This is a genomic window from Cupriavidus sp. D384 (genome assembly GCF_001652915.1).
Taxonomy (GTDB): domain Bacteria; phylum Pseudomonadota; class Gammaproteobacteria; order Burkholderiales; family Burkholderiaceae; genus Cupriavidus.
In genome coordinates this window covers 161,515-176,598 of the sequence record NZ_BBQI01000009.1, presented here as the reverse complement: position 1 = coordinate 176,598, position 15,084 = coordinate 161,515, and the positions used below count along the sequence as shown (strand labels likewise).

General features: G+C 66.3%; 16 protein-coding genes. 8 read left to right on the top strand and 8 right to left on the bottom strand.

The genetic code is table 11. The features are described from left to right. Positions 1–73: 73 nt before the first annotated feature. From recG to ubiA, 5 genes are all read left to right on the top strand, one after another. A complete protein-coding gene (gene recG, locus A9J21_RS04160) occupies positions 74–2,335 on the top strand; it encodes an ATP-dependent DNA helicase RecG (protein ID WP_066732188.1) in 2,262 nt (753 codons plus the stop codon). Positions 2,336–2,458: 123 nt separating this feature from the next. Next, positions 2,459–3,415, top strand: coding sequence for a LysR substrate-binding domain-containing protein (locus tag A9J21_RS04155; RefSeq protein ID WP_066732186.1), 957 nt, complete (start codon positions 2,459–2,461; stop codon positions 3,413–3,415). Positions 3,416–3,681: 266 nt separating this feature from the next. Continuing rightward, positions 3,682–3,867 (top strand): hypothetical protein, encoded by a 186-nt coding sequence (locus tag A9J21_RS04150; protein WP_066732184.1) that lies wholly within the window; start codon positions 3,682–3,684, stop codon positions 3,865–3,867. An 83-nt stretch (positions 3,868–3,950) separates the two neighbouring features. Beyond that, positions 3,951–4,436, top strand: coding sequence for a Dps family protein (locus tag A9J21_RS04145; protein ID WP_066732182.1), 486 nt, complete (start codon positions 3,951–3,953; stop codon positions 4,434–4,436). Positions 4,437–4,541: 105 nt separating this feature from the next. Continuing rightward, positions 4,542–5,426 (top strand): 4-hydroxybenzoate octaprenyltransferase, encoded by an 885-nt coding sequence (gene ubiA, locus A9J21_RS04140; RefSeq protein WP_066732180.1) that lies wholly within the window; start codon positions 4,542–4,544, stop codon positions 5,424–5,426. A 52-nt stretch (positions 5,427–5,478) separates the two neighbouring features. Here ubiA and proC read toward each other — a convergent pair whose 3' ends face one another. Both proC and A9J21_RS04130 read right to left on the bottom strand, forming a co-directional pair. Then, the gene (proC, locus tag A9J21_RS04135) at positions 5,479–6,297 is read right to left on the bottom strand and encodes a pyrroline-5-carboxylate reductase (RefSeq protein WP_066732176.1); all 819 of its coding nucleotides are present in this window, start codon (positions 6,295–6,297) and stop codon (positions 5,479–5,481) included. Between the two features lie 96 nt (positions 6,298–6,393). Then, positions 6,394–7,083: a YggS family pyridoxal phosphate-dependent enzyme gene (locus A9J21_RS04130; RefSeq protein WP_066732175.1), complete on the bottom strand. Its 690-nt coding sequence runs from the start codon at positions 7,081–7,083 to the stop codon at positions 6,394–6,396. Positions 7,084–7,193: 110 nt separating this feature from the next. On the opposite strand from A9J21_RS04130, the gene A9J21_RS04125 reads away from it, so the two are divergent. The 3 genes from A9J21_RS04125 to A9J21_RS04115 all read left to right on the top strand — a co-directional run bounded on the left by A9J21_RS04125 (position 7,194) and on the right by A9J21_RS04115 (position 10,056). Then, complete coding sequence (locus A9J21_RS04125) at positions 7,194–8,237, top strand: type IV pilus twitching motility protein PilT (protein WP_066732174.1); 1,044 nt, start codon at positions 7,194–7,196, stop codon at positions 8,235–8,237. Between the two features lie 129 nt (positions 8,238–8,366). Next, positions 8,367–9,506, top strand: coding sequence for a PilT/PilU family type 4a pilus ATPase (locus A9J21_RS04120; RefSeq protein ID WP_066732173.1), 1,140 nt, complete (start codon positions 8,367–8,369; stop codon positions 9,504–9,506). A gap of 55 nt (positions 9,507–9,561) precedes the next feature. Then, positions 9,562–10,056, top strand: coding sequence for a glutathione peroxidase (locus A9J21_RS04115; protein ID WP_066732171.1), 495 nt, complete (start codon positions 9,562–9,564; stop codon positions 10,054–10,056). A 33-nt stretch (positions 10,057–10,089) separates the two neighbouring features. On the opposite strand, the gene A9J21_RS04110 is transcribed toward A9J21_RS04115, so the two are convergent. From A9J21_RS04110 to glcE, 6 genes are all read right to left on the bottom strand, one after another. Continuing rightward, entirely contained in the window at positions 10,090–10,782 is a 693-nt protein-coding gene (locus A9J21_RS04110) for a YafY family protein (RefSeq protein ID WP_066732501.1), read from the bottom strand. A gap of 7 nt (positions 10,783–10,789) precedes the next feature. Beyond that, entirely contained in the window at positions 10,790–11,194 is a 405-nt protein-coding gene (locus A9J21_RS04105) for a VOC family protein (protein WP_066732169.1), read from the bottom strand. Positions 11,195–11,279: 85 nt separating this feature from the next. After that, a complete protein-coding gene (locus A9J21_RS04100; RefSeq protein ID WP_066732167.1) occupies positions 11,280–12,005 on the bottom strand; it encodes an LrgB family protein in 726 nt (241 codons plus the stop codon). Continuing rightward, a complete protein-coding gene (locus A9J21_RS04095) occupies positions 12,002–12,388 on the bottom strand; it encodes a CidA/LrgA family protein (RefSeq protein WP_066732165.1) in 387 nt (128 codons plus the stop codon). Before A9J21_RS04095 ends, A9J21_RS04100 begins: the two co-directional genes overlap by 4 nt. 255 nt (positions 12,389–12,643) lie before the next feature. Beyond that, positions 12,644–13,915: a glycolate oxidase subunit GlcF gene (gene glcF, locus A9J21_RS04090; RefSeq protein ID WP_066732163.1), complete on the bottom strand. Its 1,272-nt coding sequence runs from the start codon at positions 13,913–13,915 to the stop codon at positions 12,644–12,646. A 42-nt stretch (positions 13,916–13,957) separates the two neighbouring features. Beyond that, positions 13,958–15,073, bottom strand: coding sequence for a glycolate oxidase subunit GlcE (gene glcE / locus A9J21_RS04085; RefSeq protein ID WP_066732161.1), 1,116 nt, complete (start codon positions 15,071–15,073; stop codon positions 13,958–13,960). Between the last annotated feature and the right edge of the window lie 11 nt (positions 15,074–15,084).

Below are 15,084 nucleotides of genomic sequence, written 5' to 3'. Positions count from 1 at the left end.
GAATCCGATATTGTAAGGCTTGGGCGCCCGGCTTCGCCCGATGCCCGCTTGTGACCCCTATATTCCCGCGCTGATGCCAGGCACCGCCACCGACCCGCTCGACGATCCTGCCCCGACGGCCGCCCAGTCCACCTCGTCCGCTGCGCCCACGCCGTCCCCTGGCAAGCCGGCGCGACGCGGCCCGGCAAAGGCCGGGGCCGCCGGCGACACCAAGGGGGACGCCAAGGGGGACGCCAAGCCCGGCGACAAGCCCGATGCCAGGGCCAAGCCGTCGTCGGCCGTGGCCCGGCTGGCCAAGCTGGGCCTGCGGCGGCCGGTAGACCTGGTGCTGCACCTGCCGCTGCGCTACGAGGACGAAACCACGCTCGAGCCGATCCGCGACGCCATTCGCCGTGCGGGCATGGGCCTGGCTGCCCAGGTGGAGGGCGAGGTGGTGTCGAACGAGGTGACGTTCCGCCCGCGCCGCCAGCTGGTGGTGAAGGTTGCCGACGAAACGGGCGAACTGACGCTGCGCTTTATCAATTTCTACGGCAGCCAGACCAAGCAGATGGCCGAAGGCGTGCGACTGCGCGTGCGCGGCGAGATTCGCGGGGGCTTCTTCGGCGCCGAGATGGTCCATCCCACGGTACGGCCGATCATGCCCGACGAACCGCTGCCAGACCGGCTGACGCCGGTGTATCCGGCCACGGCGGGCATTTCGCAGGCCTATCTGCGCAAGGCCATCGGCGGGGCGATGTCGCGCACGCCGATGCCCGAGACCTTGCCCCAGGCCATCCTGCGCGGGCCGCTGGCGCCGCTGAAGCTGACGCCGTTGATCGACTGCCTGCGCCTGCTGCACAACCCGCCGCCGCAGGAAAGCGAGGCGGCGCTTGCAGACCGCTCGCATCCCGCCTGGGTTCGCATCAAGTTCGACGAATTGCTGGCGCAGCAGATCTCGCTGCGCCGCTCGCAGGCCGCGCGCAAGGAGAAGAACGCCCCGTCGATGCCGCGCCGTGCCGACGGCCTGCTGACGCGCTTCCTGGCGGCGCTGCCGTTCAGGCTGACCGGCGCCCAGCAGCGCGTGGTGGAGGAAATTGCCGCCGACATGGCGCTGCCGCACCCGATGCACCGCCTGCTGCAGGGCGACGTGGGCAGCGGCAAGACCATCGTGGCCGCGCTGGCCGCCTGCCAGGCCATTGATGCCGGCTACCAGGCGGCGCTGATGGCGCCGACCGAAATCCTGGCCGAGCAGCACTACCGCAAGCTGTCGGCGTGGCTGGAACCGTTGGGCGTGCCCGTGGCATGGCTGGCCGGCAGCCTCAAGACCAAGGCCAAGCGCGAGGCCGTGGCGCGGGCCGAATCGGGCGAGGCGCGGCTGGTGATCGGCACGCATGCGCTGATCCAGGACGGGGTGAAGTTCGCCAACCTGGGCCTGGCCGTGGTCGACGAGCAGCACCGCTTTGGCGTGGCGCAACGGCTGGCGCTGCGCGGCAAGGCTGCCGAAGGCGAAGCGCCGGCGCCCGTCGACGAGAAAGTGCCGCACCAGTTGATGATGTCGGCCACGCCGATCCCACGCACGCTGGCGATGACGTACTACGCCGACCTTGACGTGTCGGTGATCGACGAATTGCCGCCGGGCCGCACGCCGATCGTGACGCGGCTGGTCAACGATGCCCGCCGCGACGAGGTGATCGAGCGCGTGCACCATGCGGCCGCCGAAGGGCGCCAGGTCTACTGGGTTTGTCCGCTGATCGAGGAAAGCGAGGCGCTGCAGCTGCAGACCGCCGTGGAAACCTTCGAAACGCTGGTGGCGGCGCTGCCTGACCTGCGCGTCGGGCTGGTCCATGGCCGCCTGCCGCCGGCCGAGAAGGCCGCCGTGATGGATGACTTCAGCGCCAACCGCCTGCAGGTGCTGGTGGCGACGACCGTGATCGAAGTGGGGGTGGATGTCCCCAACGCATCGCTGATGGTGATCGAGCATGCCGAGCGCTTCGGCCTGGCGCAGTTGCACCAGTTGCGCGGCCGGGTGGGGCGCGGCAGCGCGGAATCTGTCTGCCTGCTGATGTACCAGGCGCCGCTGTCACCCACGGCGCGTGAACGCCTGGCAACGATGCGCGAGACCACCGATGGCTTCGAGATCGCCCGGCGCGACCTGCAGATCCGCGGCCCAGGCGAATTCCTGGGCGCGCGGCAGTCGGGCGAAGCCATGTTGCGATTTGCCGACCTGGAGACCGATGCCTGGCTGGTCGACTATGCCCAGGAAGCGGCCGAACAGATGCTTGAACGTTTTCCAGAGGCGGTTGAGGCACATTTAATGCGCTGGCTGGGCGGGCGCGAGCACTTTCTGAAGGCGTAGATGCTGTCAGGGCGGGTCATCTGATGGGTCAGAAAAAGTGGTTCATGACTGACATTGCTTCGGCGATCTGACAGACGACGCAATCGAAGCTAAAATCTATCGCCTAACCGGATTTGATTGATCATGACGCTCACCGAACTCAAGTACATCGTCGCCGTAGCGCGCGAGCGCCATTTTGGCCGGGCGGCCGAGGCGTGCTTCGTTTCGCAGCCGACGCTGTCGGTTGCCATCAAGAAGCTGGAAGACGAGCTGACCGTGCAGATTTTCGAGCGCGGCACGTCCGAGGTGTCGGTGACGGCCATCGGCGAGCAGATTGTGGCGCAGGCCCAGCGTGTGCTGGAACAGACCATGGCGATTCGTGAGATCGCCAAGCAGGGCAAGGATCCACTGGCCGGGCCGCTGCGCGTGGGCGTCATCTACACGATCGGGCCATACCTGCTGCCGGCGCTGGTCAAGCAGATGATCGACACCGTGCCGCAGATGCCGTTGATGCTGCAGGAAAACTACACGAACAAGCTGATCGAGCTGCTCAAGCAGGGCGAGATCGACTGCGCGATCATGGCCGAGCCGTTCCCGGATTCGGGCCTGACGGTGCGCCCGCTCTACGACGAGCCGTTCGTGGTGGCCGTGCCACGCGGGCACAAGCTGGCCGAGCAGGCCAAGGTGGACCCGGACGAACTGAAGCAGCAGACCATGCTGCTGCTGGGCAGCGGCCATTGCTTCCGCGACCACGTGCTGGGCGTATGCCCGGAGCTGTCGCGCTTCTCGCAGGCGGCTGACGGCATCCAGAAGACGTTCGAGGGCTCGTCGCTCGAAACCATCCGCCACATGGTGGCCAGCGGCGTCGGCATCACGGTGCTGCCGCGTACGTCGGTACCCGATCTCAAGCCGCGCAACGACATGCTGTCCTATGTGCCGTTTGCCGAGCCCGTACCCGACCGCCGCGTGGTGCTGGCCTGGCGCAAGAGCTTTACGCGCCTGCCCGCCATGGAGGCGCTGGCAAATGCCGTGACGGCGTGCGAACTGCCCGGCGTGCGCAAGCTCGGCAGCACGCAGGCCGAGGAGGCCGTGGCGGCCTGATTTCGGCAGCTCGATTTCGCCGGCTTGATTTGCTGGCCTGAACGATGGCATCGGACGGCAGGGGAGACCCTGCCGTTTTTGCTGGGTGCCTCCAATCACACCTCAACGCCGTTCCACAGGCTCGGCAACGGTATAGCCATCGTCTATTCGATAGTTTTATATAATCAAATGGTCACATTGATAGCGCGGGAATAGACTTCTTCCATCGGTCGCAGCGCACACCAGGCGGATGTGCCGGACCCTCGAAACGGATGTGGAGAATCGTCATGGCAATGTTGAATTTTTTCGTCAGCGAATTCCGGCAATTGAAGGCCGACGCGGCGCGCGATGGCGATGCCGGACGGCTGCACCGCAAGGTGGTGCGCAAGGAAATCGGCATGGCCGTCGTGGCGCTGGGTGCCATGGTCATGTTCCTCGACGCGGCGCAGGGGCTGTCCGTCCTTGTGACTTGAACCTGATACGATAATGGCCGCTGCTCGTCCGTGTAGCGCGGGCGGTCGATCCTCGTGGCCAGACCAGAATGGAGCTTAGAAAAATGGCAAAGAAGAATGAGATGAGCGTGAACATCGGTATTTCGGACAAGGACCGCAAGAAGATCGCGGAAGGCCTGAGCAAGCTGCTGGCTGACACCTACACCCTCTATCTCAAGACCCATAACTTCCACTGGAACGTGACGGGCCCGATGTTCAACACGCTGCATACCATGTTCGAGACGCAGTACACCGAACTGGCGCTGGCGGTTGACGCGATTGCCGAACGGATTCGCGCGCTGGGCTACCCGGCACCCGGTACCTACAAGGAGTACGCGAAGCTGTCGTCGATCGCCGAGGAAGAGGGCGTGCCCGAGGCCACCGAGATGATCCGCAAGCTCGTGGAAGGCCAGGAAGCCGTGGTGCGCACCGCCCGCTCGCTGTTCGCCGTGATCGACGCCGCCGGTGACGAGCCGTCGGCCGACCTGCTGACCCAGCGCATGCAGACGCACGAGAAGACCGCGTGGATGCTGCGCTCGCTGCTGGCCTGATTCCGGCCATGCCACACACCGGTTGATCCGGTACGACGCGCCCTCGGCATGCCGGGGCGCGTTTTTGCTTTGTATTGCCCGAAGTATCGTCAGAAGTCCGCCGCCATGTCCCATCCGTCCGCCGCCCCCCATCATCCGAGCCGCCTCGCGCTGTATGCGCGACTGGTGCGCATCGACAAGCCGATCGGCACGCTGTTGCTGCTGTGGCCCACGCTGTGGGCGATGTGGATGGCTGCCGGCGGCCCGCCGTCCTGGCAGATTTTCTGGATTTTCTTCGCCGGCACTTTCCTGATGCGTTCGGCGGGCTGCGCCATCAACGACTGGGCCGACCGTGATTTCGACAAGCACGTGAAGCGCACGAAGGAACGGCCGCTGACCGCCGGCCTGATCGCCAGCTGGGAAGCGCTGGCCGTGGCCGCCGTGCTGGCGCTGATCGCGTTCGCGCTGATCCTGCCGCTGAACGGGCTGACCAAGTGGCTGGCCGTGGTGGCGGCGGTGCTGGCCGGGACTTATCCGTTCTTCAAGCGGTTCTTCGCGATTCCGCAGGCGTACCTGGGCATCGCCTTCGGGTTTGGCATTCCGATGTCGTTTGCCGCGATCCAGGGCGAGGTGCCGTTCGTGGCCTGGCTGATGCTGCTGGGCAACGTGTTCTGGGCCGTGGCGTATGACACGGCCTATGCGATGGTCGACCGCGACGACGACCTGCTGCTGGGCATGAAGACGTCGGCCATCACGTTCGGGCGCTTTGACGTGGCCGCGATCATGATCTGCTATGCGGTCTTCCTGGGCCTGATGGCCTGGGCTGGCGCGCTGCTGGGCCTGGGCTGGGCCTACTACGCGGGGCTGGTGGCTGCCGCCGTGCTGGCCGGCTACCACTACACGCTGATCCGCGAACGGGACCGCATGAAGTGCTTTGCCGCGTTCCGGCATAACAACTGGCTGGGAGCCTGTGTGTTTGCAGGGACGTTCGTGGCTTACCTGCTGAAGTAACCTCGATTCCTGCGCCCCTTTCCCGCACGGCGGGAAAGGGGCGCCAGCAACGTCAATCCTTGCCGAACTCCGCGCCCATCTCGCGCCCGCGCGCGGCGGCGGCGTGCATGGCCTTGACGAAGGCGTCCTTCATGCCGCTGGCGTCCATCGCCGTCACGGCGGCATAGGTCGTGCCGCCCTTGGACGTGACGCGCTCGCGCAGCGTGGCCACGGGCTCGGGCGACTCGGCAGCCAGCGCCGCCGCTCCGCGGAACGTTTCCACGGCCAGTTTCCGGCCCTGTTCGGCGGACAACCCCATTTCAACGGCCGCACGCTCCATGGCCTCGACAAAATAGAAGACATAGGCCGGGCCGCTGCCCGAGATCGCGGTGACGGCGTCGATCTGGTCGTCGTTCTCCACCCAGACGCACTGGCCGACGGCTTCGGCCACGGCCGTGGCGATATCGCGGTCGGCGCCCGACAGTCCGGGGGCTGCGGCCAGCCCGGTCATGCCCATGCCGGCCAGCGCCGGCGTGTTCGGCATGGCGCGCACCAGGCGCGTGCGGCCCATCCAACGGGCTACGTCCTGCAGCCGGATGCCGGCCGCGACGCTGATGATCAGGTTGTCGGTCAGCAGCGGCACCAGCGGGGCGATGGCATCGCGGAATTGCTGCGGTTTGACGGCCAGCACGATCACGTTGCTGGCGCCGAAGGCGGCATCGGGCGCGGCCAGGGCCTTTACGCCGCTCTGCGACAGGCGCTGGCGGGCATCTTCCGAGGGATCGACCACGCGGATCGAGCCGGCCGGCACGCCACGGGCCACCAGGCCGCCGATCAGGGCAGAGGCCATGTTGCCGCCGCCGAGGAAGCCGAAGGTGAGGGAATCGAGCATCAAGTTTCCTGGTCTGCCAGCGCGATACGTGTCGGCTGGCTTTTTTTCATGTCATGGGGGGTTGCGAAAGGCCGGCGCGGACCCTGTCGGGAGCCATCAGCTCCGCGCGCCGAAAATCGCGGTGCCGATACGCACCAGCGTGGCGCCCTCGGCAATGGCCGCGTCCATGTCGGCGGACATGCCCATCGAGAGCGTGTCCACCTTTAGCCCGGAATGCCGTAGTTGATCAAGCAACGCACGAAGGGCGGCAAACGGTTGACGCTGGGCGTCCGGGTCGGCCGCCGGTGCCGGAATGGCCATCAGGCCGCGCAGTTGCAGGTTCGGCAGTGCCGCGATGGCCTGGGCCAGTGCCGGCACCTCGGCCGGCGCCACGCCGCTCTTGGTGTCTTCGTCGCTGATATTGACCTGGATGCAGACCTGCAGCGGCGGCATGCCGGCCGGACGCTGGGCGGACAGCCGCTCGGCGATCTTCAGCCGGTCGACGGCATGGACCCAGTCGAACTGCTCGGCCACCGGCCGCGTCTTGTTGCTTTGCAGGGGGCCGATGAAGTGCCACTGGATCTGGCTGCGCAGGGCGTCCAGCGCGGCAATCTTCTCCACCCCTTCCTGGACATAGTTCTCGCCGAAAGCCCGCTGGCCGGCGTCGAAGGCCTCGCGGACCCGATCCGCCGAAACCGTCTTGGAAACCGCCAGCAATATGACATCTGCAGGCGCCCTCCCGGCTTGTTGTGCGGCCGCCGCGATGTCATTTTTCACGGCTTGCAAGTTGGCGGCGATTACAGACATAATCCAGCGGAAATATTCCAAGAAGTAAAACTAGAAGTACAACAATAAACCTGTGAAGGCCCGCCAGATCGATATTCGGCCAGGGCCTCTTTAGGGTGGGGTCATTATAGATGGACATCGCACAGCTTCTGGCCTTCGCGGTCAAGAACAAGGCTTCCGATCTTCACCTCTCGGCCGATATGCCGCCGATGGTGCGTATTCACGGGGACATGCGCCGCATCAACGTCGCGGCCATGACGCACAAGGACGTTCACGCCATGGTGTACGACATCATGAGCGACGTTCAGCGCAAATCCTATGAAGAACGGCTGGAGGTCGATTTCTCGTTCGAGATTTCGGGCCTGTCCCGTTTCCGGGTCAACGCCTATACCACGCAGCGCGGTTCGGCCGCCGTATTTCGTACCATTCCATCGAAAGTGCTGACGCTCGACGACCTGCACGCGCCGGCGGTGTTCGCCGACCTGTGCATGAAGCCGCGCGGGCTGGTGCTGGTGACGGGGCCGACCGGTTCGGGCAAGTCCACCACGCTGGCGGCGATGGTCGACCATCGCAACGAAAACGACATGGGCCACATCCTCACGGTGGAGGACCCGATCGAATTTGTCCATAACTCCAAGAAAAGCCTGATCAACCAGCGCGAACTGGGGCCGCACACGCATTCGTTTGCCAACGCGCTGCGTTCGGCGCTGCGTGAAGACCCGGACGTGATCCTGGTGGGCGAATTGCGTGACCTGGAAACGATCCGGCTGGCGCTGACCGCGGCGGAAACCGGCCACCTGGTCTTTGCCACGCTGCACACGAGCTCGGCCGCCAAGACCATCGACCGGGTGGTGGACGTGTTCCCGCCCGAGGAAAAGGACATGGTCCGCACCATGCTGTCCGAATCGCTGGAAGCGGTGATCTCGCAGACGCTGCTCAAGACACGCGACGGCAACGGCCGTACTGCCGCGCACGAGATCATGATCGCCACGCCCGCCATCCGCCACCTGATCCGCGAGAACAAGATCGCGCAGATGTACTCGATGATGCAGACGTCCAGCGGCATGGGCATGCAGACGCTGGACCAGTGCCTGAGCGACCTGATCAAGCGCGGCATGATCAACTTCAACGATGCCAAGGCGATCGCGAAGAATCCCGACGCCTTCGCGGGCTAGGAAACCGCAGGCTGATTCTGGCGTCGTTGGGCGGCCGTGCGGTACGTTTTGTACTGTCAGCGGCCGCCCGCCTGGCCAGAACCGCTTCGCTTCACCCTGAAACGGTTTCCCGGCAAACAAGGACAGACCATGCTCGACCGCGAATCTGCATCGAAGTACATCAACGACCTGCTCGAGCTGATGGTGAACAACCGCGGCTCGGACCTCTTCATCACCTCCGAATTCCCGCCGGCCATCAAGGTCGACGGCAAGATCACGCCCGTATCGCAGCAGCCGCTGAACCCGACGCAGGCGCTGGGCCTGGTGCGTTCGATCATGAACGAACGCCAGGTGAAGGAATTCGACGACACGCGCGAATGCAACTTCGCCATCACGGCGCCCAATGCGGGCCGCTTCCGGGTGTCGGCGTTCATCCAGCAAGGCCGCGCCGGCATGGTGGTGCGTACCATCAACACGCGCATCCCGTCGGTGGAAGACCTGGACCTGCCGTCGTCGCTCCATGACATCGTGATGTCCAAGCGCGGGCTGGTGATCGTGACCGGCGCCACGGGTTCGGGCAAGTCGACCTCGCTGGCGGCCATGCTGGACCACCGCAATGCGCATTCGTACGGCCACATCATCACGATCGAGGACCCGATCGAATACGTGCACGCGCACCAGAACTGCATCGTCACGCAGCGCGAGGTGGGCATCGACACCGAGTCGTGGCACATCGCGCTGAAGAACACGCTGCGCCAGGCCCCCGACGTGATCCTGATCGGCGAAATCCGCGACCGCGAGACCATGGAATATGCGATGCAGTATGCCGAAACGGGCCACCTTTGCCTGGCGACGCTGCACGCGAACAACGCCAACCAGGCCATCGACCGGATCGTCAACTTCTTCCCCGAGGAAAAGCGCCAGCAGCTGCTGATCGACCTGTCGCTGAACCTGAAGGCGATGATCTCGCAGCGCCTGTTGCCGCGCGCCGGCCGCAAGGGCCGGGTGCCGGCCGTGGAAATCATGATCGGCACGCCGCTGGTGGCCGACCTGATCTTCAAGGGCGAGATCCACGAGCTGAAGGAAGTCATCAAGAAATCGCGCGAACAGGGCATGATCTCGTTCGACCAGGCGCTGTTCGAGCTGTACGAGTCCGAGAAGATCGCGTACGAGGATGCGCTCAAGAACGCCGACTCGCTGAACGACCTGCGCCTGATGATCAAGCTCCACAGCGCGCGGCACCGCGACACCGACCTCGGGGCCGGCACCGAACACCTGAATGTGATCTGACGCGGGCGGCCGGGGCGCGGTATCCTTGCGCCCATCACCCATCAGGAGACCGACGATGAGCAACGTCTACCAGTTCGAAGCCAGTTCGCTGGCGGGCCAGCCAGTGCCGCTGGCCGACTTCCAGGGCAAGGTGCTGCTGATCGTCAACACGGCCAGCGAGTGCGGCTTCACGCCCCAGTACGCGGGCCTGCAGACGCTGCAGGACACGTACCAGACGCGCGGCTTCGACGTGCTGGGCTTTCCGTGCAACCAGTTCGGCAAGCAGGAGCCGGGCGATGCCGAACAGATCGGGGCGTTCTGCGAATCGCGTTTCCACGTCACCTTTCCGATGTTCGGCAAGATCGACGTCAATGGCGCCGACGCGCACCCGCTCTACAAGTGGCTGACGTCGGAAAAGCCCGGGCTGCTGGGCACGCAGGCGATCAAGTGGAACTTCACCAAGTTCCTGCTGCGCCGCGACGGCACGATCTTCAAGCGCTACGCACCGACCACCAAGCCTGACGAAATCCGCGGCGATATCGAGACGCTGCTGAACGATCCGGGCGCCTGAATCTGCCACGGCCGGCCGCAGCCGCCGGCCTTTTCAGCCGTGCGAGTCGGCGCGAACCGCGCGCAGGAAGCCATTGAGCGAACGCTCCGGCGTCTCGTGGAAACGCTCGTTGAGCATGGTCAGCTTGCGGCAGCGGTCCAGCCGGAAGCTGCGGTAATCCTCGCGCGCCGTGCACCAGGCCGCCACCAGCCAGACATTGCCCCAGAAGAACAGCCCGAGCGGTTGCACCACGCGCACCGTGTCGCGCTGCTGCGCGTCGCTGTAGTCGATCTGCAGCAGCCGCTGCGCGCCGATGGCCGTGTGGACGATGTCGAACGCCTCGCGCACGGCGGGGTGGTTGGCGTACTCGGGCGCGAAGATGCGGCTCTGCTGCGCGGCCAGGCGCCGCTGCGGCGGCAGGGCGGCCATCAGCTTTTCCAGCGACGGCTCGGCCGCGGCGGCCAGTGCGCCGCCTCCCCAGGCCTTGAGCAGGCGCAGGCCCGCCACCATGGCCTCGACTTCCATCGACGTGAACATCAGCGGCGGTACATCGTAGTCCGGCCGCAGGCGGTAGCCGATGCCGGCTTCGCCCTCCACGGGCACGCCTGACAGCGACAGCGCCTGGATATCGCGGTAGACCGTGCGCTCGGACACGCCCAGCCGCTGCGCGAGCAGTGCCGCCGTGGTCAGGCGGCGCCCGCGCAGGACCTGCACGATCTGGAAGAGGCGGTCGGCGCGTCGGCTCATGGCGGTGTCAGTGCGCGACGGCGGCGGGTGCGGCAACCATGGCCGGCTCGTGCAGGCCGATCCGGTTGCCTTCGCTGTCGGTGATATGGGCGAAGCGGCCCATGTTGTCGGGCAACTGCACGGGCCCGCGCACGGTGCGGCCGCCGGCGTAGGTCACGCGTGCCAGCACATCGTCGAGTTGCGGTGCGTTGAAATACGGCACCGGGCCGTAGAACGCGCTGGACCGGTACTGCTCGCCGCGCACCAGTGCGCCGGCCGATTCGGCATGGGTGAACACCGCGATGTCGAGATCGCCGACCATGCCGCGACGCAGCGGATGCTCGAACACGGTTTCATAGAACTGCATCGCGCGCTTCATGTCGGTCACCGGGATTTCCAGCCAGTTGACCAGGGCATTGGACGGGTTGGCCATGGTGGCTCTCCTCTTCGTCATGTCGGGAGACCGGATGATGCGCGGGCACTCCTGACAGCGTGCTGTCAGGAGCATGTCAGGGGCGTCAGTGGGGCATCCAGGCGGCCATCACCGGCACCAGGATGGCCGTCAGCACGCCGTTCAGGCCCATGCCCAGCGCCGAGAACGCACCGGCTTCCTGGCTCACCTGGAATGCGCGGGCGGTGCCGATGCCGTGGGCGGCCACGCCGGTGGCAAAGCCACGCACGGTGTAGTCGCGCACCCGCAGCAGGTTCAGCAGGCCGGTGGCGCTGACCGCGCCGATGATGCCGGTTGCCATCACCAGCACGGCGGTCAGCGACGGCAGGCCGCCGATTTTCTCCGACACGCCCATCGCGATGGGGATCGTTACCGATTTCGGCGCCAGCGACCGCACCACCTCGGGCGATGCGCCGAGCAGGTAGGCGATGCCCACTGCCGACACCACGGCCGCCACCGACCCCGCCAGCAGGCCCGCCAGCAGCGGCAGCACATGGCTGCGCAGCTTCGGCAGCTGGGTGTACAGCGGCACGGCCAGCGCCACGGTGGCCGGGCCCAGCAGGAAGTGCACGAACTGCGCGCCGTCGAAATAGGTCTTGTAGGGCGTGCCGGTCACGGTCAGCACCGTGACCAGGATAGCCACCGAGATCATCACCGGATTCGCCAGCGGCGAGAACCTGGCGCGCTCGTAGATGCGGAAGGCGAACACATAGGCGATCAGCGTGGCGGTCAGCCCGATCAGCGGACTGGCGGCCAGGTACACCCAGATTTCATTGAGACGCGGCGACATCATGGCTGGGCGCCTCCTTCCACGGCATCGGTGGATGGCTGCCCCGCCGGCGGCTTGCGCATCAGCGCGCGCGTGACCAGCGCGGTGACGGCGATGGCCACCCAGGTCGAGATCACCAGCGCGATGACGATCGGCATCCATTCGCTGCCGATGCGGTTGGCATGCACCATAATGCCGACACCGGCCGGCACGAACAGCAGCGACAGGTGCTTGAGCAGGTCATTGGCAGCGCCCTGGATCACGGGCAGCAGCCGGTTGTCGAATACCAGCCAGCCGAACAGCAGCAGCATGCCGATCACGGGACCGGGCACGGGCAGGCGCAGCGCATAGCTGATGACCTCGCCCACGGTCTGGAAGACCAGCAGAATGGCAAACGTCTGGAGCATGGGGGCAGCTTGGGAGACCAAATGGGATCAAATGTGCCGACATGGTACTCCCGTACAAGATGCGTGCAAGATGACGCATCAAGCGGTACCCGGATTCTCGGGTTTGCGCCCCTCTCCCACTTGTAGGGCAGGGGCGATAGAGCGGGCGGGCCGTTGCGGCAGGAACGCGTTTCTTGTGGTGAAACGCTTGCCCTCTGCTCCAACCCCTTCCCGCCGAGCGGGACAGGGGAGGCAACTCGACCACGACAAACGACACTAGGCCGCCTGCACCGCCACCGTCGGTGCCAGCATCCGGTCCACCAGTTCCACCCAGTGGATCACCGGCGTCTCGGTGCCGCTTTGCAGGTGCGTGATGCATCCGATATTGGCCGTGGCGATGGCATCGGGCGACGTGGCCTGCAGTTTGTTCAGCTTGTCGTCGCGGAGCTTGTATGACAGTTCCGGCTGCAACACCGAGTACGTGCCGGCCGAGCCGCAGCACAGGTGGCTGTCGGCGCAGAGCCGCACATCCACGCCCAGGCGCGTCAGCAGGGCTTCCACCTTGCCGCGGATCTGCTGGCCGTGCTGCAGCGTGCAGGGCGGATGCCACGCCACGCGGCGGCCGTCGCGCGGCACCGCGCCGGCCAGGCGGTGCAGGTCGTCGGCAAAATCGGGCAGCAGCTCCGACAGGTCGCGCGTCAGCGCCGACACGCGTGCGGCGCGTTCGGCGTACTTCGGATCGTTGCGCAGCAAGTGGCCGTAATCCTTGACCATCGCGCCGCAGCCCGACGCCGTCATGACAATGGCCTCGGCGCCGGCCTGGATATGCGGCCACCAGGCATCGATATTGGCGCGCATATTGTCGAGTCCGCCTGCATGGTCGCCCGTGTGGAAGCGGATGGCGCCACAACATCCGGCCTCGCGCGCCAACACCAGTTGCACACCAAGTTTGTCGAACACACGTGCCGTCGCGGCATTGATGTTGGGCGACATTGCGGGCTGCACGCAGCCGTCGAGCAACAACATCTTGCGCGGATGTTCATTGCGCGGCCAGGTGCCCGGCGGGGTCGGATGGGCGGGAACCTTGTTGCGCAGCGTCTGCGGCAACAGCGGCCGCACGATCTGGCCCAGCTTGAGCGCCGGGCCGAACAGTCCGGGGCGCGTCAGGCCCTCGCGCAGCATCCAGCGCGCAATGCGCTGCTTCGCGGGCCGCTGCACACCTTGTTCGGCCAGCCGGTCATCGACGATCTGCCGGCCGATGTCGACCAGGCGCCCGTACGTAACCCCCGACGGACAGGTCGATTCACAGTTGCGGCAGGTCAGGCAGCGGTCCAGGTGCAGGCGCGTGCTTTCGGTCACCGCGCTGCCTTCCAGCACCTGCTTCATCAGGTAGATGCGGCCGCGCGGGCCATCCAGCTCGTCGCCCAGCAGCTGGTAGGTGGGGCAGGTGGCGGTACAGAAGCCGCAGTGCACGCATTTGCCGACGATCGATTTCGCCTCTTCGCCTTCGGGCGTGTTGCGCAGGAATTCGGCCAGGGTGGTTTGCATGGTGGGGATCGTTATCGTTGGGGACCGTGTGCGGACGGTGGCTCAGAGCCCGCTGTACATGCGCTGCGGATTGAAGATGCCGGCTGGATCGAAGCTGGTCTTCAGCCGCTGGTGGATCGCGGCCAGCGGCGTCGAGAGCGGCGTGAACACGCCCACGGCCTTGTCGCCGTTGCGGAACAGCGTGGCATGACCGCCTGCGGCCTGGGCGATGGCGCGGACCTGGTCGGCCGACGCCGCGCTGTCGTCCTGCGCCAGCCACCAGCGCTGGCCGCCGCCCCATTCCACGAGCTGTTCGCCGGGCAGGTCCAGCGGCCTGGTCACCGGCGGTACGGCAATGCGCCACAACGCGCGGCCGGCGTCGCGCGCCGGGGTGAAGAACGGATAGGTCTGCTCGCGCAGTGCGGTCCACAGCTGCCCGGCGTGGCTGGCATCGACCACCTCGCCGCCCAGGCTGTCGCGCGCCGCGCAAACGGCGGCCGTAGCCCCGCTCAGGCGCACACACAGCACACCGTCATGCCAGGCCGAAGCCGCGATCGGCAGCGGCTTGCCGCCCCACTTGTTGAGCTGGTCGATGGCGTCGGCCTGGGACAGTGCAAAGCGCAGCGTGGCGTCGTCGAACGGCACCGGCAGCACCTTCAGCGATACCTCGGTGACCAGGCCCAGCGTGCCCAGCGAGCCGGCCAGCAGGCGCGACACATCGTAGCCGGCCACATTCTTCATGACCTGCCCGCCGAAGTTCAGGATCTCGCCCTTGCCGTCCATCAGTTGCGCGCCAAGCACGAAATCGCGCAGGGCGCCCACCGACTGGCGGCGCGGTCCCGACAGCCCCGCCGCGAAGGCACCCCCAAGCGTGGCGGTGCTGGCCTGGCCGTGCGTGGCGAAGTGGGGTGCCTCGAAGGCCAGCATCTGGCGGTGTTCGGCCAGCACGTCCTCGATCTCGGCCAGCGGCGTGCCGCAGCGTGCGGTAATCACCAGCTCGGCCGGGTCGTAGTCCACGATGCCGCGATACGCGCGCGTGTCGAGCACGTTGCCGACCAGCGCCTGACCATAGAAATCCTTGCTGCCGCCGCCGCGCAGCCGCAGCGGGGTGCGGCTGTCGCCGGCCTGGCGAATCGCGTCGCGGAAGGTCGCGAGTGTGGCGTCGAGGGTGGCTTGCATGAGGACGTATG

Coding starts and splice junctions, on each gene's coding strand:
- recG (WP_066732188.1), top strand. CDS start 74: ATGCCAGGCACCGCCACCGACCCGCTCGACGATCCTGCCCCGACGGCC.
- A9J21_RS04155 (WP_066732186.1), top strand. CDS start 2,459: ATGACGCTCACCGAACTCAAGTACATCGTCGCCGTAGCGCGCGAGCGC.
- A9J21_RS04150 (WP_066732184.1), top strand. CDS start 3,682: ATGGCAATGTTGAATTTTTTCGTCAGCGAATTCCGGCAATTGAAGGCC.
- A9J21_RS04145 (WP_066732182.1), top strand. CDS start 3,951: ATGGCAAAGAAGAATGAGATGAGCGTGAACATCGGTATTTCGGACAAG.
- ubiA (WP_066732180.1), top strand. CDS start 4,542: ATGTCCCATCCGTCCGCCGCCCCCCATCATCCGAGCCGCCTCGCGCTG.
- proC (WP_066732176.1), bottom strand. CDS start 6,297: ATGCTCGATTCCCTCACCTTCGGCTTCCTCGGCGGCGGCAACATGGCC.
- A9J21_RS04130 (WP_066732175.1), bottom strand. CDS start 7,083: ATGTCTGTAATCGCCGCCAACTTGCAAGCCGTGAAAAATGACATCGCG.
- A9J21_RS04125 (WP_066732174.1), top strand. CDS start 7,194: ATGGACATCGCACAGCTTCTGGCCTTCGCGGTCAAGAACAAGGCTTCC.
- A9J21_RS04120 (WP_066732173.1), top strand. CDS start 8,367: ATGCTCGACCGCGAATCTGCATCGAAGTACATCAACGACCTGCTCGAG.
- A9J21_RS04115 (WP_066732171.1), top strand. CDS start 9,562: ATGAGCAACGTCTACCAGTTCGAAGCCAGTTCGCTGGCGGGCCAGCCA.
- A9J21_RS04110 (WP_066732501.1), bottom strand. CDS start 10,782: ATGAGCCGACGCGCCGACCGCCTCTTCCAGATCGTGCAGGTCCTGCGC.
- A9J21_RS04105 (WP_066732169.1), bottom strand. CDS start 11,194: ATGGCCAACCCGTCCAATGCCCTGGTCAACTGGCTGGAAATCCCGGTG.
- A9J21_RS04100 (WP_066732167.1), bottom strand. CDS start 12,005: ATGATGTCGCCGCGTCTCAATGAAATCTGGGTGTACCTGGCCGCCAGT.
- A9J21_RS04095 (WP_066732165.1), bottom strand. CDS start 12,388: ATGCTCCAGACGTTTGCCATTCTGCTGGTCTTCCAGACCGTGGGCGAG.
- glcF (WP_066732163.1), bottom strand. CDS start 13,915: ATGCAAACCACCCTGGCCGAATTCCTGCGCAACACGCCCGAAGGCGAA.
- glcE (WP_066732161.1), bottom strand. CDS start 15,073: ATGCAAGCCACCCTCGACGCCACACTCGCGACCTTCCGCGACGCGATT.